The organism is Ruegeria sp. BC6 (assembly GCF_056539185.1).
The window spans coordinates 338516-362586 of sequence record NZ_JBQFUM010000001.1 but is presented as its reverse complement, the minus strand read 5'-3'; the positions used below and the strand labels follow the sequence as shown (position 1 = coordinate 362586).

The 24071-nt window shown below is 61.5% G+C and carries 24 protein-coding genes; 10 read left to right on the top strand and 14 right to left on the bottom strand.

Annotation, left to right across the window (positions count from 1 at the left end; translation table 11 throughout):
• Positions 1–43: 43 nt before the first annotated feature.
• The 4 genes from ACR0MM_RS01730 to ACR0MM_RS01715 all read right to left on the bottom strand — a co-directional run bounded on the left by ACR0MM_RS01730 (position 44) and on the right by ACR0MM_RS01715 (position 5089).
• Positions 44–2404, bottom strand: a complete 2361-nt coding sequence (locus ACR0MM_RS01730; RefSeq protein WP_170371154.1) for a xanthine dehydrogenase family protein molybdopterin-binding subunit — start codon at positions 2402–2404, stop codon at positions 44–46.
• Positions 2405–2485: 81 nt separating this feature from the next.
• Positions 2486–2971, bottom strand: coding sequence for a (2Fe-2S)-binding protein (locus ACR0MM_RS01725; protein ID WP_149775244.1), 486 nt, complete (start codon positions 2969–2971; stop codon positions 2486–2488).
• Positions 2972–3119: 148 nt separating this feature from the next.
• Positions 3120–4124 carry a molybdopterin-binding protein gene (locus ACR0MM_RS01720; protein ID WP_480694089.1) on the bottom strand — a complete coding sequence of 335 codons (1005 nt, stop codon included), beginning with the start codon at positions 4122–4124 and terminating at the stop codon, positions 3120–3122.
• On the bottom strand, positions 4121–5089 hold the full coding sequence (locus ACR0MM_RS01715) for an XdhC family protein (protein ID WP_480694087.1): 969 nt from the start codon (positions 5087–5089) through the stop codon (positions 4121–4123). The genes ACR0MM_RS01720 and ACR0MM_RS01715 overlap by 4 nt, the downstream gene beginning before the upstream one ends.
• 256 nt (positions 5090–5345) lie before the next feature.
• Between ACR0MM_RS01715 and ACR0MM_RS01710 the strand changes: the two genes are divergently transcribed.
• Entirely contained in the window at positions 5346–5846 is a 501-nt protein-coding gene (locus ACR0MM_RS01710) for a hypothetical protein (protein ID WP_170338859.1), read from the top strand.
• A gap of 2 nt (positions 5847–5848) precedes the next feature.
• On the opposite strand, the gene ACR0MM_RS01705 is transcribed toward ACR0MM_RS01710, so the two are convergent.
• Together ACR0MM_RS01705 and ACR0MM_RS01700 are read right to left on the bottom strand one after the other, a co-directional pair.
• The gene (locus tag ACR0MM_RS01705; RefSeq protein ID WP_480694085.1) at positions 5849–7105 is read right to left on the bottom strand and encodes a vWA domain-containing protein; all 1257 of its coding nucleotides are present in this window, start codon (positions 7103–7105) and stop codon (positions 5849–5851) included.
• A 37-nt stretch (positions 7106–7142) separates the two neighbouring features.
• Complete coding sequence (locus ACR0MM_RS01700; protein WP_073279503.1) at positions 7143–8051, bottom strand: AAA family ATPase; 909 nt, start codon at positions 8049–8051, stop codon at positions 7143–7145.
• Positions 8052–8195: 144 nt separating this feature from the next.
• Here ACR0MM_RS01700 and pyrC point away from each other — a divergent pair, with 144 nt between their 5' ends.
• Complete coding sequence (gene pyrC, locus ACR0MM_RS01695) at positions 8196–9233, top strand: dihydroorotase (protein WP_480694083.1); 1038 nt, start codon at positions 8196–8198, stop codon at positions 9231–9233.
• Here the strand turns inward: pyrC and ACR0MM_RS01690 are convergent.
• Both ACR0MM_RS01690 and ACR0MM_RS01685 read right to left on the bottom strand, forming a co-directional pair.
• Positions 9230–10525, bottom strand: a complete 1296-nt coding sequence (locus tag ACR0MM_RS01690; RefSeq protein WP_480694081.1) for an MmgE/PrpD family protein — start codon at positions 10523–10525, stop codon at positions 9230–9232. The genes pyrC and ACR0MM_RS01690 overlap by 4 nt on opposite strands.
• A gap of 38 nt (positions 10526–10563) precedes the next feature.
• Positions 10564–11010 (bottom strand): type II toxin-antitoxin system RatA family toxin, encoded by a 447-nt coding sequence (locus ACR0MM_RS01685; RefSeq protein WP_480694079.1) that lies wholly within the window; start codon positions 11008–11010, stop codon positions 10564–10566.
• Between the two features lie 75 nt (positions 11011–11085).
• Here ACR0MM_RS01685 and hpt point away from each other — a divergent pair, with 75 nt between their 5' ends.
• A complete protein-coding gene (gene hpt, locus ACR0MM_RS01680) occupies positions 11086–11628 on the top strand; it encodes a hypoxanthine phosphoribosyltransferase (RefSeq protein WP_005983543.1) in 543 nt (180 codons plus the stop codon).
• 23 nt (positions 11629–11651) lie between these two features.
• Positions 11652–11825 carry a hypothetical protein gene (locus ACR0MM_RS01675; RefSeq protein WP_480694077.1) on the top strand — a complete coding sequence of 58 codons (174 nt, stop codon included), beginning with the start codon at positions 11652–11654 and terminating at the stop codon, positions 11823–11825.
• Here the strand turns inward: ACR0MM_RS01675 and ACR0MM_RS01670 are convergent.
• Positions 11815–12969: an amidohydrolase gene (locus ACR0MM_RS01670; protein WP_480694075.1), complete on the bottom strand. Its 1155-nt coding sequence runs from the start codon at positions 12967–12969 to the stop codon at positions 11815–11817. The genes ACR0MM_RS01675 and ACR0MM_RS01670 overlap by 11 nt on opposite strands.
• Entirely contained in the window at positions 12966–13916 is a 951-nt protein-coding gene (lipA, locus tag ACR0MM_RS01665; RefSeq protein WP_480694073.1) for a lipoyl synthase, read from the bottom strand. The genes ACR0MM_RS01670 and lipA overlap by 4 nt, the downstream gene beginning before the upstream one ends.
• A gap of 266 nt (positions 13917–14182) precedes the next feature.
• On the opposite strand from lipA, the gene ACR0MM_RS01660 reads away from it, so the two are divergent.
• Positions 14183–14731, top strand: coding sequence for a redoxin family protein (locus ACR0MM_RS01660; protein WP_480694071.1), 549 nt, complete (start codon positions 14183–14185; stop codon positions 14729–14731).
• Positions 14732–14779: 48 nt separating this feature from the next.
• Here the strand turns inward: ACR0MM_RS01660 and ACR0MM_RS01655 are convergent, their stop codons facing one another.
• Complete coding sequence (locus tag ACR0MM_RS01655) at positions 14780–15703, bottom strand: LysR substrate-binding domain-containing protein (protein ID WP_480694069.1); 924 nt, start codon at positions 15701–15703, stop codon at positions 14780–14782.
• Between the two features lie 60 nt (positions 15704–15763).
• Complete coding sequence (locus ACR0MM_RS01650) at positions 15764–16867, bottom strand: DUF6456 domain-containing protein (RefSeq protein ID WP_480694067.1); 1104 nt, start codon at positions 16865–16867, stop codon at positions 15764–15766.
• Positions 16868–17105: 238 nt separating this feature from the next.
• On the opposite strand from ACR0MM_RS01650, the gene ACR0MM_RS01645 reads away from it, so the two are divergent.
• Complete coding sequence (locus ACR0MM_RS01645; protein WP_093961906.1) at positions 17106–17414, top strand: DUF6477 family protein; 309 nt, start codon at positions 17106–17108, stop codon at positions 17412–17414.
• On the opposite strand, the gene ACR0MM_RS01640 is transcribed toward ACR0MM_RS01645, so the two are convergent.
• Together ACR0MM_RS01640 and ACR0MM_RS01635 are read right to left on the bottom strand one after the other, a co-directional pair.
• Positions 17407–18951 (bottom strand): trimethylamine methyltransferase family protein, encoded by a 1545-nt coding sequence (locus ACR0MM_RS01640; RefSeq protein ID WP_170455076.1) that lies wholly within the window; start codon positions 18949–18951, stop codon positions 17407–17409. The two genes, ACR0MM_RS01645 and ACR0MM_RS01640, sit on opposite strands and share 8 nt — an antisense overlap.
• Before the next feature lie 140 nt (positions 18952–19091).
• Entirely contained in the window at positions 19092–19529 is a 438-nt protein-coding gene (locus tag ACR0MM_RS01635) for a GNAT family N-acetyltransferase (RefSeq protein WP_480694064.1), read from the bottom strand.
• 82 nt (positions 19530–19611) lie between these two features.
• Here ACR0MM_RS01635 and guaA point away from each other — a divergent pair, with 82 nt between their 5' ends.
• From guaA to ACR0MM_RS01615, 4 genes are all read left to right on the top strand, one after another.
• A complete protein-coding gene (gene guaA, locus ACR0MM_RS01630) occupies positions 19612–21171 on the top strand; it encodes a glutamine-hydrolyzing GMP synthase (RefSeq protein WP_480694062.1) in 1560 nt (519 codons plus the stop codon).
• Positions 21172–21177: 6 nt separating this feature from the next.
• Positions 21178–22221, top strand: coding sequence for a hypothetical protein (locus ACR0MM_RS01625; protein ID WP_480694060.1), 1044 nt, complete (start codon positions 21178–21180; stop codon positions 22219–22221).
• 66 nt (positions 22222–22287) lie between these two features.
• Complete coding sequence (locus tag ACR0MM_RS01620) at positions 22288–22983, top strand: FkbM family methyltransferase (protein WP_480694058.1); 696 nt, start codon at positions 22288–22290, stop codon at positions 22981–22983.
• Positions 22984–23047: 64 nt separating this feature from the next.
• Positions 23048–23953, top strand: a complete 906-nt coding sequence (locus ACR0MM_RS01615) for a DMT family transporter (protein ID WP_480694056.1) — start codon at positions 23048–23050, stop codon at positions 23951–23953.
• The last annotated feature ends 118 nt before the right edge of the window (positions 23954–24071 follow it).

Sequence of the window (24071 nt, the reverse complement as noted above, 5' to 3'; positions counted from 1 at the left end):
AGGGAGCGCGAAGGGCTGACCCCTCGCACACCAACCTCTCCACTCAGCTGTTCATCGCCGCCCAAACACGCGACGGGCTGACCGGCATGTCGATGTGGTCCACCGCCTTGCCACCCGAGTTCAGCGCATCGATCACGGCATTGACCACCGCAGGCGGCGATCCAATCGCCCCGGCCTCGCCGCAGCCCTTCACACCCAGCGGATTGTGCGTGCAGGGCGTCTGGCTCGAATGATCCACGGTATAGAACGGCACGTCATCGGCCCGCGGCATGGCATAGTCCATGAAGGACGCGCTCAACAGCTGGCCGTTTTCGTCATAGACGCAGTTTTCCAGCAGGGCCTGACCGATCCCCTGCCCGATACCGCCATGCACCTGGCCGTCAACGATCATCGGGTTGATGATGTTGCCGAAATCATCCGCTGCGGTGAACCGTTCGATGGTCACCTGCCCGGTCTCAGGGTCAACCTCGACCTCGCAGGCATAGGCGCCGGCCGGGAAGGTGAAGTTGGCCGGATCATAGAACGCGGTCTCCTCCAGCCCCGGCTCGACCTCCAGCGGGAAGTTGTGCGGCACATAGGCCGTCAGGGTCACATCCCCCCAGGCCACCGACTTGTCGGTGCCGGCCACGGTGAACTGGCCATCCTTAAGCTCGATATCGGCCTCGGACGCCTCCAGCAGGTGCGCCGCGATCTTCTTGGCCTTGTCGATCACCTTCTCGGTCGCCTTGACCATGGCCGATCCACAGACCGCGAGAGAGCGCGACCCATAGGTGCCCATGCCAAACGGGATCTTCGAGGTATCGCCGTGCACGATCTCGACCATCGACTCGTCGATGCCGATCATGTCGGCCACGACCTGCGGAAAGGCGGTCTCGTGCCCCTGCCCGTGGCTGTGCGCCCCGACCATGACGCTGATCGAGCCGGTGGCGTTCACCCGAACGGTTGCCGCGTCATAGAGACCCGCACGCGCCCCCAGCATGCCTACGATGTTCGAAGGCGCGATGCCGCAGGCCTCGATATAGCAGTTCACGCCCAGGCCGCGCAGCTTGCCCCGCGCCTCGCTTTCGGCGCGACGTGCCGGGAAGCCCGCGAAATCGGCGGCCTGCTCCAGCTTGTCCATGGTGCCGTTGTAGTCGCCGGTGTCGTAGGTCAGCGCCACAGGCGTGTCATAGGGGAACTGCGTGATGAAGTTCTGCCGGCGCAGCGCCACCGGGTCGACCCCCAGCTCGCGCGCGGCCTTGTCGATCACGCGCTCCAGCTGATAGGTCGCCTCGGGGCGGCCTGCGCCGCGATAGGCATCCACCGGCACGGTGTTGGTGAACATCGCCCGCACGTTCACCTGAATGACCGGCGTCTTGTAGTTGCCTGCCATCAGCGTCCCGTGCAGCCAGGTCGGCACCGAGCTGGAAAACGTCGACAGATACGCGCCCAGATTGGCAAAAGTGTTTGTCCGCAGCCCGACGAAATTGTTGTCGGCATCCAGCGCCAGTTCGATCTTGCTGACATGGTCACGGCCCTGTGCATCCGACATGAACGCCTCGGAGCGGCTGGCCGTCCACTTGACCGGACGGTTGCAGGCCTTGGCGGCGAAGGTACAGAACGCCTCTTCCGCGTAGTGGAAGATCTTGGTGCCAAAACCGCCACCTACGTCCGGCGCCACGACGCGGACCTTGTGCTCGGGCAGGCCCAGCACGAAGGCGCACATCAGCAGCCGGATCACATGCGGGTTCTGCGAGGTGGTATAGAGCGTGTATTCATCCGTGCCCCGGCTGTATTCCGCCACGGCCACGCGCGGCTCCATCGGGTTGGCGACCAGGCGGTTGTTCACCAGTTCCAAGGTGGTGACATGCGCCGCATTGGCGAAAACCTCGTTCACCTTGGCATCGTCGGCCTCGCCCAACTGCCAGTCATAGCAGATGTTGTTTTTCAGATCGTCATGGACCAGCGGCGCGCCCTCTTCGGCGGCGGCTTTCATGTCCAGAACGGCGGGCAGTTCCTCGATATCCACGTCGATCGCTTCGGCCGCGTCGCGGGCCTGTTCCAGGCTGTCGGCCACGACGGCCGCGATCGGGTCGCCCACATGGCGCACCTTGCCTTGCGCCAGGATCGGGTGCGGCGGTTCCTGCATGGGCGCGCCGTGCTTGTCGGTCACCTCCCAGCCACAGGGCATGCCGCCCACGCCTTCGAAATCCTTGCCGGTAAACACCCGGACCACGCCGGGCATGGACTCGGCGGCGGACGTGTCGATGCTTTTGATCCGGCCATGCGCGATGTCGGATCGCAGGAAATACACATAGGCCTGACCACGTACGTTGATGTCGTCGGTGTAATTGCCTGCTCCGGTCAAAAAGCGCACGTCCTCGCGGCGCTTGGAACTGGCTCCGATGCCACTGTCTTTGGGCATAGCTTGTTCTCCTCCCATAAACGGATGCTTGCGTGCATCCCTGTCATCCCACGGGCGTTCTCAGTCACGCCCGCAGCGGCATCACTCGGCGGCGATGTGGCTGACGTCCTGGCCGGACGCGGCCATGATCGCCTTGACGATGTTGTGGTACCCGGTGCACCGGCACAGGTTGCCTTCCAGGTATTTGCGGATTTCGGCCTCGGTCGGGCGCGGGTTCTCCTTCAGCAGAGCCGCCGCCGACATCACCATGCCGGGCGTGCAGAAACCGCATTGCAGGCCGTGATGATCCTGAAACGCCTGCTGGATCACGTTCAGCGATCCGTCCGGGTTCGCCTGCCCTTCGATGGTGCCGACCTCGGCCCCGTCCGCCTCGAGCGCCAGCATGTTGCAGGACTTCACCGCCTCGCCGTTCACATGAACCACGCAGGCGCCGCACTGGGCCGTGTCACAGCCCACATGGGTACCGGTCAGCGACAGGTGATCACGCAGAAAGCTGGACAGCAGTGTCCGGCCTTCGACATCACCGCTCACGGTCTTTCCGTTCACGGTCATTGAGACCTGTGTCATAAGTTCCTCCCATTTTCGTATTTATCCTTGGCCCGAGTTAAACACGGGAAAAGTCGTTTGAGAACAAAAAACTTGGCCGTTTTCAACCCGTCTCTTGGGAGCCAACTGCCAACATGTATTGCAGGTCTCCAACGGGGCGAAACTGCCGTTACGTCACTTTGCGTTTGGCCCGAGGTTGCGGACGGGTCGGGATTTCCTTTAGCAGACCACCGACGCCCATCGCCGCGATATCGGCTCCCGTGGTCGGGATGCCGCAGGCGACCCGAGACAGCACCCAGTCGGCCCCGTTCAACGCGGGCGAACGTGCGCATCCCGGCAAACCGATGACCGGCCGCTTGCCCAAAGCCCCAAGAAACAACAGGTTGCCCGGATCAACCGGCATGCCGAAACGGTCCACCTGCCCTCCCGCGCGCCGAACAGCCTGAGGCGCCACGTCCTCGACATCGGATGTGGCCGAGCCGGTCAGGATCATGACGATATCGGTATTCATCCGGGACACTGCCTGCGCCAGAGCGTCGACCGCATGCGGAACGATCTGCACATCGTCCAGGCTCAGACCCAGGGCCTCGACCCGGCCGCGCATCGCGGCGATGCCCTTGTCGTTGGGCGGCCCGCCGGGGATGTCGGTCACCACCAACCCGGCGCTGCCAAATATTGGCGCTGCCAGGCCAATGGCCCCCTTTGCCAGCTCCGCCGCTTGCTCAACGTCCGCCAGCGGCACCGCGTAGGAAATGATCTTGATCGTGGCAACCATGCCACCCGCACCCATCTGCTGATGCTGAGGGACGGTGGCCACCGTGATCATCGGGTTGACCTGATTGAACGCCAGCAGAGCGTCAACGTCCAGAAGGGCAACACCAGCTTGATCCGCAATCAGGTTGACGCGGCCTGTAAACGGCTCGGTCACGCGCAAGTTGGCTCCCTTCGGATCCGGGGTCAGTGCCGCAGCCAAATGGCGCGCGGCTTCGTCCTCGTGACAGTCGCCGGGTTCCAGCCGAGCGACGACCACCTCGGACACGCCCGCGTCGGTCAACAAGGCAACATGCGCGTCGCCTAGCATCATTCCCTTGCGCAGCTTTTTCTTGCCAGCCATGACCGAATGCGCAAGGATCGCGCCCTTCGCGTCCGCAACCGGTACAGGGCCGAATTTCATGCCTTGCCCCGCAGCACCGCCGTCATCTGCGCGATGATCGCAACGGCAATCTCGGCCGGTCCGGCCGCGCCGATGTCCAGACCGATCGGCCCGTGGATGCGCTGCAACTGCGCTGCCGAAAAACCCGCCTCGGTCATCCGCTGCACCCGTTTGGCATGGGTGCGCGACGACCCCAGCGCGCCGATGTAGAACACTTCCGAATTCAGCGCGGCCTGCAGGGCCGGATCATCCAGCTTGGGGTCGTGGGTCAGTAGCACCACCGCCGTACGCGCATCCAGTCCAATGCTGGCCACGGCCTCGTCCGGCCAGTCGGTCAGCAGCTTTTCACCGGGAAAGCGGGATTGCGACGCAAACGCCTCGCGCGGGTCGATGATGATCGGGTCATAGCCCGCGATCCGCGCCATCGGCACCAGCGCCTGCGCGATATGGACCGCGCCCACCACGATCAGCCGCAAGGGCGGGTTGTGCACGGCCACGAAGGTCTGACCGTCTTCTTCGAACCCTGAACGATCCATGCGCAACCGGTCCGCATAGGCGTTGCGCCGCAGCGCACGGTGGCCGGTCTCGATATTGACCTCATAGGCCACAGGGTCTCGCCGCGCCCGCGCCGCCACCAGTTCGGCCAGCATCGGTTCGGGCAGGACCGAGCCCACCGGCTCGACCAGAACCCGGATCGTGCCGCCGCAGGCCAGCCCGACGGCAAAGGCATCCTCGTCGCTGACCCCGAATTCCAGCAGGCGCGCTTCGCCTTCTTCGATGGCTTCAAGCGCCTCGACGATCACCGCGCCTTCGACACAGCCACCCGAGACCGAGCCTTCGATCCGGCCGTCGCCGCTGATGACCAACTGGGCCCCCACCCTCCGGGGTGCGCTGCCCCAGGTTTCGACGACCGTCGCCAGAACCGCGCCGCGACCCTCGCGAAACCACGCCAATGCCGTTTCCGGACTGTTGTCAAATCTGTCCATCGGACCCTCCCGCGGTGGTTCGCATCAACATAAGCAGGATTGACGCGATGAAAAGCAAGGGGCGCGTTCTCAGGTGGATTATCTCGGACACCGACCCTGCCAACTTGGTTCGTCATGTGACGCAGAAGGCAGGTTTCGGCCGAAGTCCGCGCCAGACAATCAAACATTTGATTGTTTTTCGGACGCCGACTAGCCTGCGGTCAGGCCCGACTTGCGGCCGAATTGACGCAAGAGATTTCGTAAAGGAGACAATGTCTTGAAACAGATATTTACACTAACCATCGGCGCAGCGGCATTGATTGCAGGCAGCGCCTGGGCCGACACTTTCGAACGCTACGGAGAGGTCGAGGGCTGGAAGGTCTTTGTCGACAAGGACAAAAAGTCATGCCTGATCGAAGCGGTCGATGATGCCGAGAACGTGGTGCAGATGGGTCTGACCGAAGACCGCAGCGTTGGATATGTCGGTGTCTTTACCAAGGCGGAAACCGACATCAAGCGCGGAGACAAGGAGGCCGTCGCCATCCTGCTGGGCGACAACCTGTATGTCGGCGAGGCAACCGGAATGAAGGGCAACATCACCAAGGGGTATTCGGGCGGCTATGTCCTGTCGGACGACCCGCAATTCGCCGACGACCTGGCCAAGCAAAAGGTCATGGCGGTGTTCCCCGAGAAATCCTTTGGCTTCACCGTCGATCTGACCGGCACCTACAAGGCCATGGAAATGGCGCGCGAGTGCAACGAAAAGCAACTGCAGTAACGTCAGCCTGAAAGCGCGGCCAACAACCGCGCTTTCTCTCCCTGGTCGTCGGGTCGTGAAATCACGGCGGCCAGATCCTCAAGCGATGCAATCGAATGTCCGGCGCGGAAGCTGTCCACATGCGGCAGCATGGTGGCGACGCCCTGCGCCCTTGGCGCGAACCCGTCCCAGCGCAGCAGCGGGTTCAGCCAGATCAGCCGCCGGGCTGACAAGTGCAGGCGTTCGATCTCTTTTTCAAGCAGATCGGGATCACCCCGCTCCAGCCCGTCGGTAATCAGCAGCACGACGGCCCCCTGTCCCATAACCCGGCGCGACCAGTCGCGGTTGAACTGGTGCAGGCATTCGCCGATGCGCGTGCCGCCCTCCCAATCCTGCGCCTCGGCCCCGGCGGCGGCCAGCGCGGCATCGACGTCGCGCTGATGCAGGTGCCGCGTGATGTTCGTCAGCCGCGTGCCGAAGGTGAACGCATGCACCTTGGCCCAGCCAGCCCCCTTGGCGTTCGAGACCGTGTGCAGGAAGTGCAGGATGATCCGGCTGTACTGGCTCATCGACCCCGAGATGTCACACAGCGCGATCAGATTGGGCCAGCGCGGTTTCGGTTTGACGAGTGCGATCTGTCGCATCTCGCCGCCCTGACGCATGGCCGCGCGCAAGGTGCGCGCCCGGTCGATCCGCTGGCCCAGATGGCTGGCCTGCCCCCGGCGCGAGGCGATCGGGTCCACCGGCAGTTGCAGCCGCGCCAGAATGCGCTTGGCCTGTGCGGTTTCCGCGGTGCTCATCTGTTCGAAATCCAGCGACCTCAGCCGTTCTTCGGACGAGGCGGTCTGCGTGGCGTCAATCTCGATTTCGCTTTCGCCATCTTGCTCGACGCCCTTGGGCTCGTCCCGTTCGACACCATCCAGCAGGGCCTCGGCCGCGCGTTTTTCGCCCGCTTCGGCCATGCGTTCCTCCTGAACTCCGCGAATGGCCGGCAGCATCATCGACATCATATGCTCCAGATACCTTGGATCGCGCCAGTACAGGCGGAAGATCTGGGCAAACACTGTGCGATGCTCGGGCCGATTCACGAAACAGGCGTGCAGGGTCCAATAGAAATCCTGCTTGCGGGTGAAGCCCGCCGCCTGCACCGCGCGGATGGCATCGACCACGCGGCCCGGGCCGATCGGCAGCCCGGCTTTGCGCAAGGCGCGCGCGAAATGGGTGATGTTTTGCGCCAGTTTCGGATCGACCGGGATATCCAGCGGAAGCTGTTCGGCCATCGCTAGGCCCCCGGAGTGTTTTGGCGCCGCGACGACATCAGACCGGTTCGAGCGTGGCTTTGGCCTGATCCAGAATGCGCTTGGCCTCGGAGCCCTGCAGTTTCTGGATGTCGTCCTGGTATTTCAGGATCGCGCCCAGCGTGTCGCCGATCACCTCGGGGCTGAGGTTGATCACGTCCAGCGCCAGCAGGCACTTCGCCCAGTCGATGGTTTCGGCCACGCCGGGTTTCTTGAACAGGTCCTCGGTGCGCAGATGCTGGACAAAGGCCACCACTTCACGGCTCAGCGCCTCGGCGGCCTCGGGCGCGCGGGCGTGCAGGATCTCCAGCTCGCGGTCGAAATCGGGGTAGTCGACCCAGTGGTACAGGCAGCGGCGCTTGAGCGCGTCATGTACCTCGCGCGTGCGGTTCGACGTGACGATGACGATGGGCGGTTCGGGCGCCTTGATCGTGCCGATCTCGGGGATTGTCACCTGGAAATCGCTCAGCGCCTCCAGCAGGAAGGCCTCGAACGGTTCGTCGGTGCGGTCCAGTTCGTCGATCAGTAGCACCGGCGGACCGGCCGGGTCGGGCTCCATCGCCTCGAGCAGCGGGCGGCGGATCAGATAGTCGCCGCTAAACAGTTCCTCCTGCAGACCCTTCCGGTCGGACCCGCCGACCGCCTCGGCGGTGCGGATGGCCACCATCTGGGCGGGAAAGTTCCATTCATAGACGGCCGAGGACGCATCGAGCCCTTCATAGCATTGAAGCCGGATCAGGCGGCGGCCAAGTCCAGAGGCCAGGGCCTTGGCGATCTCGGTCTTGCCGACGCCCGCTTCACCTTCCAGAAACAGCGGCCGGCCCAGTCTCAGCGACAGGAACACCACAGTGGCCAACGCACGGCCACAGACATAGCCCTGTTCGCCCAGCATCTTCTGAACGGCATCGATGGAATCTGGCTGGCTCATGTGTCTCAATCTCCCTTGGCACAACAGGTCATGGCTGCCGCTGCGCGTCAAGACCGTGATCTTTCCGGGACTTGCGGCAATCTGGTCGCCTGGCAAGGTTTGTTGTCACTTTCCCGTGCGGCCGGCCTGTGCTAGCCCGGCGCCATGACCGATACTCTGACGCTCCGCCGCCCCGATGACTGGCACCTGCATCTGCGCGATGGCGCCATGCTGCAGGCCGTCCTGCCCGAAACCGCCCGCCATTTCGCGCGGGCCATCATCATGCCCAACCTCGTGCCCCCGGTGGTAACCGGCGCTCAGGCCGCGTCCTATCGCGACCGTATCCTGGCCGCCCTGCCCGAAGGCATGAGCTTTGAGCCTTTGATGACCCTGTACCTGACCGAGGATACCGACCCCGACGACATGGCCGCGGCCCATGCCAGTGGTCTGGTCAAGGCGGTCAAGCTGTACCCGGCGGGGGCCACAACCAACTCGGCCTCGGGCGTGCGGGATTTCGACAAGGTGCGCCCCGTGCTGGACCGGATGGCCGAGATCGGCCTGCCGCTCTGCGTGCACGGCGAGGTCACCGATGCCGAGATCGACATCTTCGACCGCGAGGCGGTGTTCATCGACCGCGTTCTGGACCCGATCCGCAAGGCCACGCCGGGCCTGCGCGTGGTGATGGAGCATATTACCACCCACGACGGCGTGGAGTATGTGCGCGCGAACGAAACCGACCTGGGCGCAACGATCACCGCACATCACCTGATCATCAACCGCAACCACATTCTGGTTGGCGGGATCAAGCCGCACTACTACTGCCTGCCCGTCGCCAAACGCGAAGAGCACCGCAAGGCGCTGGTCGATGCCGCGACTTCGGGCGACGAACGGTTCTTTCTGGGGACTGACAGCGCCCCGCATACCGACGCCAACAAGGAAATGGCCTGCGGCTGCGCGGGATGTTTCACCGCCACGAACACCATGTCGCTGGTGGCCGAGGTCTTTGACCGCGCGGGTGCGCTGGACAAATTGGAAGGGTTCACCTCAGTCAGCGGGCCCAGGTTCTACCGGCTGCCCGTCAACGATCAGACCATCACCCTGCAGAAGGGCGAACCGGTCACCTACCCCGACAAGATCGAAACACGCGATGGCCCGGTCACCGTGTTCGACCCCGGCTTCCCGCTTCACTGGCGCGTGGTCTAATCAACCAGTCGTTTTGCCAGATCCGCTGCGCGCCCGCCGGTGCGCAGCATCGACCAGATCGCATCGGCCTCGTCCGCGCCGATCAGCTTGGCGGCCTTGCCGCGCACGCGATCCTCGCGGTCGGACAAGGCTATCGGTGCGGCCAAATCGTGGGTCGCCTCGCGCCGTACTCCGTCCCGCCGCAGCAGCGCCACGCGGGCCTCGGTCTCGGACAGCGTTTCGTCCGCTTCGACCGTGATCCGGTCGCGCAGCGATTGCAGGCGCGGATCGGCGCAGACCTTGTCCGTGTAGCTTTCAGGCAGGGCGGTATCGTATCCCAATGCCTGCATGGCGATCACCGTCCGATAGGAAAACTTGGCGCCCAGCCCGGTTGTCGGCGCGGTCTGATTGCAGACGCTCATCCAACGCGGATGGGTGCGGATTTTGATCTCGGCCACCTCGGGTTCGGCGATGTCCAGATCCCGCGCCGCCTCGAGCGCGGCGTGCAGCCCGTGGCAGCAAGCGTGGAACTTGTGGCTGACGCTTTCGAACCGCCACTCATCCCCAAGCCCCGACAGCGCTGTGGCTGTGTCATCGGCACCGTGATGCGTCGCGCCAAACCCGAACGGCCCGGTCAGGGCATCGGGATTGGGAACGAACCCCCGCTGCACCAGCAGCGCGGCCTCGACCCCGACCGAAGCCGCCTGCCCCGCATTGTAGGGCTTGCCCATGGTGCCAAACTGCGCCTTGAGGCCCGCCGCCCGGGTCGCGGTCAGCCCCAGAACCCGGCGCATGGCCGCCGGATCGCATCCCAGCAGGCGGGCGGCCGCCACGGCCGCTCCGAACGCCCCCGCCGTTGCGGTCTGGTGAAACCCGACCTGATAATGCCCCCGCCCCAGCCACAGGCCAATGCGGATGGACAGTTCCATCCCCACCAAGGCCGCCTCGAGCAAATCGACGATGGGCTGATCCTGCCATTCGGCCACGGCCAGCGCGGCGGGAAACACCGCCACCGAGGGGTGGCCGATATGGGCGAAATGCGTGTCGTCATAGTCCAGCGCATGCGACACCGTGCCGTTGACCAAAGCCGCAGCGCGCATCGGCGCAGCCCCGCCGCCGAACAGGGTGGCCTGGCCGGACCCGCCTTCGTCCAGCACCATCTCTCTCAGGATACGCGAGACCGGTTCGTTGACCCCTGCGCGCCCGACCGCCAGCCAGTCGAGCGCGCACAAAGACGTAACGATCCGCGCCTGCGCGGTTGTCGAAACCGGACCTGCGGTAAATTCGGAGAGAGCGCTTGTGAAATCAGTCATGCGGCGCAGTCTAACGTGCGCCCGCGCCGGGTAAACCCTCAGCGGTAGAGGCTGACCGCGCGCTGCTCGAAGGCGCGCACGATCCGGTGCATCGCCTCGTTGAAGACCACGCCGATGATGCCCTGCAAAACGGCGTTCTTGAACTCGAAATCCACGTGGAAGGATACGTTGCAGCCGCCCTCGGGGGCGTCTTCGAAATGCCAGTCGGATTTCATGTATTTGAACGGGCCGTCCAGGTATTCGGTGTCGATCTTCTTCTGCTCGGGGTACAGCGTCACCCGGCTGCCGAACCGTTCGCGGAACACCTTGAACGAGATCACCAGATCGGCCTCCATCACCTGCGCCTCGCCCACCGCATAGGTCCGCCGGATCCGCGCGGCCGCGCACCAGGGCAGAAACTCGGGGTATTTCGCCACATCCGCAACCAGATCATACATCTGCTGCGCGGTGTATGGCAGGTGGCGGGTTTCCGAATGAGTGGGCATGGCAACCTGGGCATTTGAAACGTGACAATGGCGCGTCATGTCGTATGTTGCGCGCCAAAGATCAAGGGGGCAGCCATGAGCCAGCGCGCATATGTGATAGATGAGATGATCTCGGCCAAGGCCATCGCGGCGCGGATCGAGGAACTGTGCCGCGAAATCACCCGCGAATTCGGCGATACCGACAAGCTGGTGGTCGTGGGCCTGCTGCGCGGCAGCTTCGTCTTCATCGCCGATCTGGTGCGCGAACTGGACCTTCCGATCGAGGTCGATTTCCTCGAGGCGTCCTCGTATGGCGATTCAATGGAAAGCAGCCGGGAAGTTCGCATTCTCAAGGACTTGCGCGGCGCAATTGAAGGGCGCGACGTACTGGTGGTCGAAGATATCGTCGACACGGGGCACACGCTGAACCACGTCACCAACCTGCTGCGCAGCCGCCAGCCGAAACGGCTCAAGTCGATTGCCTTGCTGGACAAACCCAGCCGCCGCGAGGTTGATTTCCGCGCCGATTGGATCGGCTTTGAAATCCCGGACGAATTCGTCGTGGGCTATGGCATCGACTATGCCCAACGCAACCGCAACCTGCCCTTCATCGGCAAGGTCCGCTTTACCGAAGACTGATCCCGCCGCGGATTCGAGGCCCCATGATCCTGCGCCACCTTCTGCGAATGTCTCGATGGGCGCGCAATCCGCCCTCGGACCATCGGGTCAAGCTGGTGCTGGGCCTGATCGTGCTGTGCCTGGTGATTGCCGGCGTTGAATACATGGGCTGGTGGCCCGAATGGGCAACCAGCCAGCCGCGCAAGCTCAGGCCGTGACCGGCGCGTCCAGAACCTGACGGATTGCCGCCAGAAAGATACCCGCGCCGACAGGGATCAGCGCATCGGGGAAGTCATAGTCGGGGTTGTGAAGTTGCGGATGGTCGACCCCGGCCCCCAGCCAGAACATGGCCGTTTTCGACCCTTTGGCGAACTGCCCGAAATCCTCCGAGAACCGTTGCGGCACGGTGGTCAGGCGCGGTTGCACCCCGGCCTGGGCGCAGGCATGAGCCAGGATCTGTACGGCCTCGGGGTGGTTGACACAAGCGTCGAACACGTCGTCATAGGTGATCTCGACACCCAGTCCCTCGTCGGCGGCGGCCTTGCGGACCAGCGCCTGGGCCTGATCGACCAGTTGTCCCATACGCGCGTCCGAGACGGTGCGTAGCGTGACCCATATCTCGGCCTCGCCGGGCGCCACCCCGAATGTCGGGGCCCCCAGTTGGGCGTGAGTGACGGTGGTCAGTGCGTAATCCTCGGTCAGCTCTCCGCCCGGCCCCAAGGCGTTCAGGGCCGGCATCAACTGCGCCATGGCCGAGGCCGGCGACAGGCCGTCCTGCGGAGCCGCCGCGTGCGAGGTCTTGCCCGTCAGCCGAACCCGCATCCCGCGCGAGGCGCAATTGGCCGGGCCAGAGCACAGCTCGACCGCTCCCAGGTCCAGCCCCGGCAGGTTATGCAAGGAGAACAGGAAATCCGGCTGCATTTCAGCGTATTGCGGGTCGTTCCGGAAGTCGCGCGCGCCCTGTCCGGTCTCTTCGGCGGGCTGAAAGATCAGCACGACCCGGCCGCGTGACACGGGCGTTTGCGCCAGGTCCTGCGCCACGCCCAGCACCATGGCCATGTGGCCGTCATGCCCGCACAGATGACCCTTGCCCGGAACCTGCGAGCACCAGGGTTTTCCCGGCATCTCAAAAATCGGCAGCGCGTCCAGTTCGCAGCGGATGCCCACGGTGGGCCCCGCCTCGCCCGAGTCGAACACGGCCGCGACCCCGTGCCCACCGATCCCGGTCAGAACCCGGCCGGTCACACCGCGCAATTGCTCGGCTATGAATGCCGCTGTTTCAGCCTCTTCACCCGAAACCTCGGGGCGTTGGTGCAAAGCGTGGCGCAGCGCAGTCAGTTGCGCGAGCCGTTCCGGCGTCACGCCTGCCCCAGCTTTTTCTGTCGTGCCGCCCGCAGACGCGCGAAATCATCGCCCGCATGGTACGACGAACGGGTCAAGGGCGTGGCCGAGACCATCAGGAACCCTTTGCCATAGGCGGCTTTTTCATAGGCCGCAAACTCTTCGGGCGTGACAAAGCGGTCCACGCGGTGATGTTTCGGTGTGGGCTGCAGATACTGGCCGATGGTCAGGAAATCGATATCGGCGGCGCGCATGTCGTCCATGACCTGGCGCACCTGCTGTTCGTTCTCACCCAGTCCGACCATGATGCCCGACTTGGTGAAGATCGACGGGTCCAACTCCTTGACCCGCTGCAGCAGACGCAGCGAATGGAAATAGCGCGCGCCCGGACGCACCTCGGGGTACAGGCCCGGCACGGTTTCAAGGTTGTGATTGAACACGTCCGGCTTGGCCGCGACCACGGTTTCCAGAACCGACGGATCGCATTTCAGGAAATCCGGGGTCAGGATCTCGATCGTGGTCTTGAGCGAGCGGTGACGCACCGCGCGGATGGTCTGAGCGAAATGCTCGGCCCCGCCATCGGCCAGGTCGTCGCGGTCGACCGAGGTGATCACGACGTGGTTCAGGCCCAGCTTTTCGACCGCATGTGCCACACGGCCCGGTTCGAACGCGTCCAGCGCATCGGGGCGACCGGTGGCGATGTTGCAAAAGGTGCAGCCACGGGTGCAGATCTCGCCCATGATCATCATGGTCGCGTGGCCCTGGCTCCAGCATTCACCCACATTCGGGCAGCCGGCCTCTTCGCAGACGGTGACCAGGTTGTTGTCCCGCATGATCCGGCGCGTGTCGGCATAGCCCTTGCCGCCGGGCGCTTTCACCCGGATCCAGTTGGGCTTTTTCGGCTGCGCATTGTCGGGCTTATGCGCCTTTTCCGGGTGACGTTGTTCAGGGATTTTCAGATCGCGCACGGGGCCGGTTTCCTGACTTTGGGTCCATTTGGTTGGTGCATAACATAAACCGGTCGGATGTATTACGCCAGCCGTGCATAGCAGCCATGCGTCAGCGTTTCGCAGATGCAGAATAGGAGCGCGGCCTCTTAGGGGATCAACGCAAATTTCGACATGATTTCCATAGATAAGAGGATATTCGCAAACGCAGCACATCCCGTGTTGAAGCCGGTTTGGAATCGTTTTAACCCACGGGCCGAACAAATGTGAATCACAGGAGATGCCCCATGAAAACCGGCGCCAAGCTGCCCGACGTGACATTCCACACCCGCGTGCGCGACGACTCGATCGAAGGGCCCAACCCGTTCCGCTGGGAAGACAAGACCACGGCCGACTACTTCGCAGGCAAGCGGGTCATCCTGTTCTCGCTGCCCGGTGCGTTCACGCCCACCTGCTCGACCTACCAGCTGCCGGGGTTCGAGAACAACTACGAGGCGTTCAAGGCCAAGGGCATCGACGAGATCTACTGCATGTCGGTCAATGACAGCTTTGTCATGAACAAATGGGCGCAGGATCAGGGGCTGAAGAACGTCAAGGTCATCCCCGACGGGTCGGGTGAGTTCACTCGCAAGATGGGCATGCTGGTCGACAAGTCCAATCTGGGATTTGGTATGCGCTCGTGGCGCTATGCCGCCATCATCAACGACGGTGTGGTCGAGGCGTGGTTCGAAGAGCCCGGCCTGATGGACAACTGCCTCGAGGACCCCTATGGCGTTTCGTCGCCCGAAAATCTGATGAAGCACCTGGAAGAAGCGCAACAGCCCGAAATGGCCTGAGCCGTCAACCCGCCGCCACTCGAAGGGCTCGCCGCGCGCGGGCCCTTTTTAGTTCCGGGTTTCTGACACGATGTTTTCGCCGACCTGCCGGATCACCTGGGCCAGTTGATCGAACCACACCGCCCCATCCGACGAGTCGCGCCGCACAAGGCCGATCTGCCGCGCGGGCTCCGGGGCGCCGAACCGCAGCAGTTTCAGCCCAGGTACGGCCTCGGCCTCGGATCGTGCCGCCAACTCGGGAATCAAGGTCAGGCCGAACCCCTCGGCTACCAATCGCGACAACGTGGCCAAAGACGACGCGCCCATGTTGATATGGGCGCTGGTCCGGTCCTGCCCGCACACCTCAAGTGCCTGATCCGTCAGGCAGTGCCCGTCTTCCAGCAGCATCAGTTGGGCCGCGTTCAGGTCGATCGGGCGCAGAGCGTCGGGGCTGACGGTCAGGCTGTTCAGGCGCGTCTCGCTGCCAGCCAGCAGAAAACGATCCTCAAACAGAGGTACCTCGTCCAGGCCGCGCGCGCCCACCGGCAGGGCCAGCACGGCGGCGTCGATCTCGCCCGCTTTCAGCATCGACAGCAACCGCTCGGTGCGTGCCTCGCGTACCTGTACGCGCAGGGACACATCCGCCGACCGCAGACCAGCCAAGACACCCGGCAGCAGATACGGTGCGACGGTCGGGATCAAACCGACCGACAGACTGCGATGCCCGGTGGAGTTGTCACGCGCGAACCGATCCAACCGCTCGGCCGCGCCCAAAATGCGCCGTGCGTGCTCAAGCGCATCGCGCCCCAATGGTGTCAGCAGAACATCACGGGCGCGCCTTTCAAACAGCGGCCCGCCCATGATGTCTTCCAAAGCCCGGATCTGCACCGATAGTGCCGGTTGAGATACGTGACACACCTGAGCGGCCCGGCCAAAGTTGCGCTGCTCGGCCACGGCGCGGAAGTATTGCAGCTGCCTGAGGGTAAAATTCATAACCCCTGATTATCACCTGCTGCGGTTTCCGCAACTCCGGCCAATCGAAACAAAGGTGTATCAGCCGATCAATCTGTCACACTCTGCTTGCTTCTCGTAATGGCGTTTGAGGCGCTGCAACGCAATGCGCAGCACGATCTTCCCAGAACGTGCTGACCAGCCCATCCGTTTCTCGGCCAGTTCCAGGCCTTCCAGATAGCAACAACACCGCAGCGCAACGTCGCTCAAACCCGGACCCAGATCCGACAAGGCCCGAGCCACGCGATCACGCGCCTCGGACGACCCGCGCGCAACCTGAGCATCGCCTTCGAAACCCGCACGACCGCCAGCGGTAAGGAACCGGTCCCAGTTCTGCGTGACCCGCGGTCCGATCTGGGCCAGCTCGAAATCCTCGCGCAGTCGCTCTCCGGCGCGCACCAAGCTTTCGTCCAGAAACGGCTTTCCATCCCGGTCGCGTCGGCGCGACAATGCAATCAGGGGGCTCTCCGCTGCGCAATAGCGGATGCGCCGTGAACGCTTCTCGTCGGCTTGACTGCGCGTTTTGAACTTCGCCGGTGCCTCGGCCATCCCATATTCTGTCTGTGTCCGCGCGCGGTTTTCGGCATCGGCAATCAACTGGCTTAATGCGGTTCGGCCCATTTGCGTGATCCGGTAACGCGACACACGCCCCGGATTGTCACAAACGATCCAGTCCTTCAGAGCCAGGGCCTGAGCGGTCTTGCAATCAACAACGGCGGTCCGAGTTGTACCGCCCTCGCCGCTGTCGCGGACCACGACCGCCTTTTCCATGTCCTCGGCCACGGCCAGAACCGCACCCGTTTCGCAAAGGCGCCGCAGCACCCGCAAAGCCTCGCGCTCGAACGCCTCGTCTTCGGCATTGGGAGTGCGATGAGGATCATCGCCGACGCCGAACAAGGGACCAGAGGCCGCTTCATTCCCCGCACCGGGAAAGTGTGTTTCGGCAAGTGACTGCAGTGCTTTATCCACCAAGGGATCGTCGCGGCGCATTTCGATCCTTCGGATCTGTCGCAGAATGGTTGACGCGTGACACCCTGCCGACCGCGCCAGATCCCGGATCGACCGTCCCGCCTCGGTATGGGCCAGGTATCGCTGCGCCCCTTCGGGAACCCAAGCTGGAACGGTGAATGCGGTGCTGTTTTCCATCGTTATTCGCCCTCGTCGACAATCAAACTGCCACTGTCCGCCGTCGGATAAAGTGTTAACCAAATCTACCTAGAGTTGCTTTCGTTACTCGTTCGTTAACCTCCAACGGCTCTGACCAGAATTGATTCAAAAAGATAAACAGTCGTGAAACCATCGTTCGGCGCGAGCCCGATCACGGCAACACCCGCTTGGGTTGTGCAAAATTGCTGCAGGCAAAATTGAACAGAGGAACGCCGAAATGCAGGACCTGATGACTATGATCACCGCCCTCCGCCGCCCGCGGCTGCTGTCTCGGGCAGCCAAGGTCGGAGCACAGGAATACGACCGTGACCGCCACTTGCAGCGCCTGTTCGGCTATGGCGCGCTACCGGGAACCGGAGCGGCCTTGATGCGACTGTTGGAGATGGAGCGGAGCGTCGACGACCAACGACGCTCGGGCGACGCCGCGTATTCGCTGGTTCGCCACCTGGACCTACTGATCGCTTTGATTGGTGAGGCGCGACTGCATCAAGCCAGCCGCGCCCCGGAACTTCATGTCGTCAAGTGAAGGCGTCGGGCATGGACGCTTTCTTTTCCTCGACATAGGCGGTTAGTGCCGCCAGTTTTTCCGGGTCGAGTTGCGGTTGCTGGTAGTTGGCCAGCAGATGCTCGACCCGGGCCGAGGCCAGCATGCGCGTGTCCCGCGCACCCTCTTCTTCCCATGTTTCAAAGGGTTTGTAGTCCAGCAGGTCGGTCTTCCAGAAGGCGCTTTGGAAATTGGCCTGGGTGTGCGCACAACCAAGATAGTGACCACCCGGCCCCACCTCACGAATCGCGTCCATGGCCTGCGCGTTTTCATCATAGGCCACCCCTTTGGCCAACGCATGAAGCGCTCCCAACTGATCGGCATCCATGACGAATTTTTCGAAATCCGCAACCAGACCGCCTTCGAGCCAGCCACATGCATGCAACATAAAGTTGACGCCTGACAGCAGACCCATGTTCAGCGAATTCGCAGTCTCGTAAGCCGCCTGCGCGTCCGGAAGCTTGGACCCGCAGAACGACCCCGCCGAGCGGTAGGGAACACCCAAACGACGCGCTAACTGACCCGCCCCATAGGTGATATGCGCGGCTTCGGGCGTCCCGAAGGTCGGTGCGCCAGAGTTCATGTCGATCGACGACACGAATGCGCCGAAAATGGCCGGCGCGCCCGGGCGGATGATCTGGCTGTAGGCGATGCCGGCCAGCACCTCGGCCAGCACCTGCGTCAGAGTACCGGCAACCGAAACCGGGGCCATCGCGCCGCCCACGATGAAGGGCGAGATGATGCAGGCCTGATTGTTGCGCGCATAGACTTCCAGCGACCCCATCATCACGTCGTCGAACGTCATCGGCGAGTTGATGTTGGTGAGCGAGGTCATCACGGTGTTTTCCTGCACGAACTCCTTGCCGAACAGGATCTCGCACATCTCGACCGAATCCTGCGCCCGGCTGGGATCGGTCACCGACCCCATGAAGGGTTTGTCAGACAGCGTCATATGCGCCATCAGCATGTCCAGATGACGTTTGTTAACCGGAACGTCCGTCGGTTCGCAGACCGTGCCGCCCGAGTGGTGCAGCCACTTGGACATGTAGGCCAGTTTCACGAACTTGTTGAAATCGTCCATCGTGGCATAGCGGCGGCCACCCTGTGCGTCCCGCACGAAAGGCGGTCCGTAGACCGGCGCCAGCACCAGGTTGCGCCCGCCGATCACCACCGATTTTTCGGGGTTGCGCGCGTGCTGCGTGAATTCCTTGGGCGCGGTCTTGATCAGTTCGCGGGCCAGACCTCGCGGAATGCGAACGCGTTCACCATCGATGTCGGCCCCGGCATCGCGCCAGCGTTCCAGCGCCACGGGGTTGTCGACGAAATTGACGCCGACTTCCTCCAGCACGGTTTCCGCATTGGCCTCGATGATCTCCAACGCTTCGTCATTGAGGATCTCGAAGTTCGGAATGTTGCGTTCGATATACTTCGCCGTTTCGATCCGAACCGCGGTACGCTCGGCCCGGCGGGCGGCGCCTCCGCCACCACGCGCTCTGCGTCGGGTGCTTGCCTCTGTCATGCGATGATCCCGTGTGAAAGTTTAGATTGGATTGCTTGTTACAAGATGCCGCGACTTCACCAGATGTGGATTCCGGCGCAATAGGGGGAAAAGCGACATATTCCGCGCTATCCAGAACCAGCAACAGGCCTTACGGGGCGTCAGGTTGGCTTGCTGAAATAGACCTTGCTTCCCTCGTGCCCGGTCTCCTGCCACCCAAGATGACGGTACATCGCGCGGGTGTCCGCCATCAGACGGTGGGTTGTCAGGCGCATGTTCCGAACCCCGTTTTCGCGAGCCTCTGTCGCGACGAAATCGACCAGCCGGCGAGCAATACCCTGCCCTTGCGCAACAGGTGAAACGGCCAGATTGAAGATCATCGCGGTTTCTGTTTCGAAACCAAAAACCACGACACCGTGCAGGGATGTTTCATCCACGGCCACAACGACGTTCCGGTCGCGAATGTCCTCCTCGACCCCCTCGGTCACATCCGGCAGGTCGGGAATGGACTGGCGCGCGGCGGCATAGGCCGCTTCGATGCATCGGCGGATGGGCTCCGCATCGGTTGCCACAGCCCTTCTGAGCGAAATTCCGGTCATTCAATGCGCTCCGCGTTACTCTTTCCCGCCAAATGACGTCAAGGCGCTTGCACATGCAAGGCTTCCGACCTAAAGGCCGGGTATGACCGAGACATCCCATGACCGCCTTCTGATCATCGACTTCGGCAGCCAGGTAACGCAGCTGATCGCCCGCCGCCTGCGCGAGTTGAACGTCTATTGCGAAATCCACCCCTACCAGAACGTCACGATGGATTTCGTGCGGGACATGGCCCCGCGCGCCATCATCTTTTCCGGCGGGCCGGACAGCGTGACTCGCGAAGGTTCGCCGCGCGTTCCGCAAGAGATCTTCGGGTATGGCGTTCCCATCCTTGGCATCTGCTATGGCCAGCAGGTCATGATGCACCAGCTGGGCGGCAAGGTCGAAAGCGGCCATGGAACCGCCGAGTTCGGGCGGGCCTTCGTGACGCCGCGCGGCAAGCTCGACCTGCTGGAGGGCTGGTTCACCAATGGCGACGAACAGGTCTGGATGAGCCACGGTGATCATGTGAGCCAAATCGCACCGGGGTTCGAGGTGTTCGGCACCTCGCCCAACGCGCCTTTCGCGATCACCGCCGATACCAGCCGCCATTTCTATGCCGTTCAGTTCCACCCCGAGGTGCACCACACCCCCAAGGGCGCAAAGCTGTACGAGAATTTCGTTAAACTGGCCGGGTTCAAGGGCGACTGGACCATGGGCGCCTATCGCGACGAGATGATCCGCAAGATCCGCGAACAGGTCGGCGACAAGAAGGTCATCTGCGGTCTGTCGGGCGGTGTCGACAGCTCGGTCGCGGCGATCCTGATCCATGAGGCGATCGGCGACCAGCTGACCTGCGTTTTCGTCGATCACGGCCTACTGCGCAAGAACGAGGCGCAGGAAGTCGTCTCGATGTTCCGCGACAACTACAACATCCAACTGATCCACGCGGATGAAAGCGAGCTGTTCCTGGGCGAGCTCGATGGCGTCTCGGACCCCGAGACCAAGCGCAAGATCATCGGCAAGCTGTTCATCGACGTGTTCCAGAAACACGCCGACACGATCGAGGGCGCCGAGTTCCTGGCCCAGGGCACGCTCTACCCCGATGTCATTGAATCAGTGTCGTTTTCCGGCGGCCCGTCAGTCACGATCAAATCGCATCACAACGTCGGTGGCCTCCCCGAGAAGATGGGCCTGAAGCTAGTCGAGCCTCTGCGTGAGTTGTTCAAGGATGAGGTCCGCGCGCTGGGTCGCGAACTGGGCCTGCCCGACAGCTTCATCGGCCGCCACCCCTTCCCTGGACCGGGCCTCGCCATTCGCTGCCCCGGAGAAATCACCCGTGAGAAGCTCGAAATCCTGCGGGAAGCCGATGCAGTCTACATCGACCAGATTCGCAAACACGGCCTCTATGACGATATCTGGCAGGCCTTTGTGGCGATTCTCCCCGTGCGCACCGTCGGCGTCATGGGCGATGGCCGTACTTATGACTACGCCTGCGCACTGCGTGCCGTAACGTCAGTTGATGGCATGACCGCCGACTATTACCCCTTCAGCCACGAGTTCCTGGGCGAAACCGCCACTCGGATCATTAACGAGGTAAAGGGTATCAACCGATGCACCTACGATATCACTTCGAAACCTCCTGGAACGATTGAGTGGGAGTAGTTCAAAATGGGATTCAGGCAATCTGCATCGTATAGACTAAAAAAAGCCTTGCGAAAACTGAATAGCAATTGGAATTCAACCTATAATTCCAACCGGTTAAAGACCGACTATTCGATTGATGAACATCGCGGAACTGATGGGCAGAGTATTGTCGGCCTTTCCGTCGAAGGGTATGGCAGGATGGGGAATAGTTTTCTTCAATCAAGCAATGCTCTATTTTTAGCCCGCTCCCTGAGACTCCCCTTTATTCAGTTGCCAAAGACCGAATTGATCAAGATAGATAGCCCTACTGAGGTATCAGGACTAACGTTTCTTCCCCACGATTATGACACAAGCTCTCTCGGTCTTTTTTTGAAAGGCACATTTTACACTGGCCCGCGAATGGAGCGGCTTGGCATACGAATGCCTTTGCGTAGACAGGTATTGCAAAAATATCTTGTTCCAGCGGCTCACATCCTAATACCAGAACCAGAACCCCGAGGTTGCCTCACAATACACATTCGATCGGGCGATGCATTCGACGCGAGACCACACCCGGACTTTTCGCAGCCACCCTTGGCGTTCTACAAAAAAATGATTGAACAAGCACGCAAAGAGCTTGGTATCAACCGCGTTCGCTTGGTTTTCGAAGATCGTCGAAACCCGTGTGTCGGCGCATTGGAAACGTATATAGAAAACTCAGAACTAACACTGTTATTGCAAAGTGGTTCTCTCAAGGAGGACTTGGATGTATTGCTGGCCGCGCGACATTTGACCTTTGGCTACGGTAGTTTTGGGGTGGGCATCTGTCTTCTCAGCATTGCTGCTGAGACAGTTTATGTATTTGGAGCCAGCGGGCACGCATACAATCAGTTTGATCACCTCAATAAGGTAGACGCGTGGGATGATGTATCCGGACGTTACCCTGACATTGGCGAATGGAAAGCTTCACAAGAACAACTTGCACTGATGCTCAATTTGCCAGGTTGTGCAATAGGAAAGCTAGAACAACGAGGCTTCAATTATAGCAAGATTCCTGATTGGTGGATTCATCCAGATGAAGAGCTCTGAATCTTACTGAAGTTCAGCGAAAACAGACCCTTCCCCTCAAGAAAACAAAATAGGCAATACATAGCCATGAGATTTTCCGACCTGATTGGCCGCAAGCGAAAAAAGAAACCCGAATCCAAGTGTTTTGGCCTCAATAGCCTCGATCAAAAAATCGAACCCTACGTTGATTTTGACAACGGGTTCTATGTCGAACTTGGCGCCAACGACGGAGTGAACCAATCCAATACACTCTACTTCGAGAAGGAGCGGAACTGGCGTGGGGTGCTGATCGAGCCATCTCCACACAATTTCTTGAAATGCCTTAAGAGTCGCGGCGAAAACAACCAAGTTCATTGTAACGCCTGCGTAGAGTTCGGGTTCCCTGACAAGTTTGTCGAAATGGCCTATGCGAATTTGATGACTGTTCCCGTAGGAATGGAATTGGACCTGCCTGATCCAAACGCGCACCTCCTCGCGGCGCAACAACATATGAGAGAAACGGAACGCACCTTTACCTTTGGCGCCGCGGCCAAACCTCTCAATGATATTTTGGTTGATTCGAATGCTCCTTCTCGTATCAATTTTCTTTCACTCGATGTTGAAGGAGCGGAGCTCAGTGTATTGAAAGGTCTGGATCACAACCAGTTTCGGTTTGACTACATGCTGATCGAGTGCAGGGACTACGACCGCATGGCCAGCTACCTTGAATCCGTAGGATATAAATTTGAGGCCTTGCTTTCACAGCATGACTATCTCTTTAAAGATGAACTAAAAAACACCTAATTGTGCCTCGGGAACAAGTTCTGCTACAGCAAAGAGTTACTGTTGAGGGATTTTCCATCGTAAAATGAAACAACGCGCAGGCTCCTCACTTTCTGCCGCCCTGTGGATGACCGGCGCTATTGCCTCGTTCTCCTCAATGGCCGTCGCCGGGCGCGAGCTTAGCCTGACGCACGACACGTTTGAAATCATGATGTACCGCAGCATTGTGGGCGTCATCGTCGTTTCGGCAGTTTTGACGGCAACCGGCAAATGGCACCAGGTGTCGACACAACGTCTGGGCCTGCACGCGGTTCGAAACTCGTTGCATTTTGCGGGCCAAAACCTGTGGTTCTACGCTGTCAGCGTCATCCCGCTGGCGCAGGTTTTTGCGTTGGAGTTTACGCAACCGATATGGGTCGTACTTCTGTCTCCGCTTCTGCTGGGCGAACGCCTGACACCCACGCGGGTCATGTCGGCAATCATAGGTTTCGCAGGCATACTGATCGTCGCACGACCCGGAGCCACGCCGCTCACGCCCGGTGTTCTTGCAGCGGCCTCCTCGGCTGTTTTCTTTGCGCTTACAACTATTTCGACAAAGAAGTTGACAGGGTTTTCCAGCATCGGATGCATCGTTTTTTGGCTGACTACGATGCAGGCCGCAATGGGTCTTGCTGTTGCCGGAGCGGACGGGCAGATCGTCCTGCCAACCGCTCAAAGCGCGCCCCTGTTGTTGCTGGTCGGGCTGGCCGGCCTGCTGGCCCATTTCTGCATTACAAACGCGCTTGCCATCGCTCCGGCCACGGTCGTTATTCCCTTTGATTTCGCGCGCCTGCCGACCATCGCCATCGTTGGGATGCTGCTCTATCACGAACCTTTGGATCAGTGGACCATGCTGGGCGCCGTCGTTATTCTCTCGGGCATCTTCCTGAATGTCTGGTCCGAAGGCCGCGCGGGATCGGGCACTCTGGCAAAAACCACACACAAAAACTGACGTTCGGTCACTGGCAGAAACTAACGTATGGTCAGTGGTTGACGTTTTTTTAAACTCCCCGTGAATAATGGTCACAGAAATCACCGCCACTGACACTCACAAGACAATACTGTGGCGC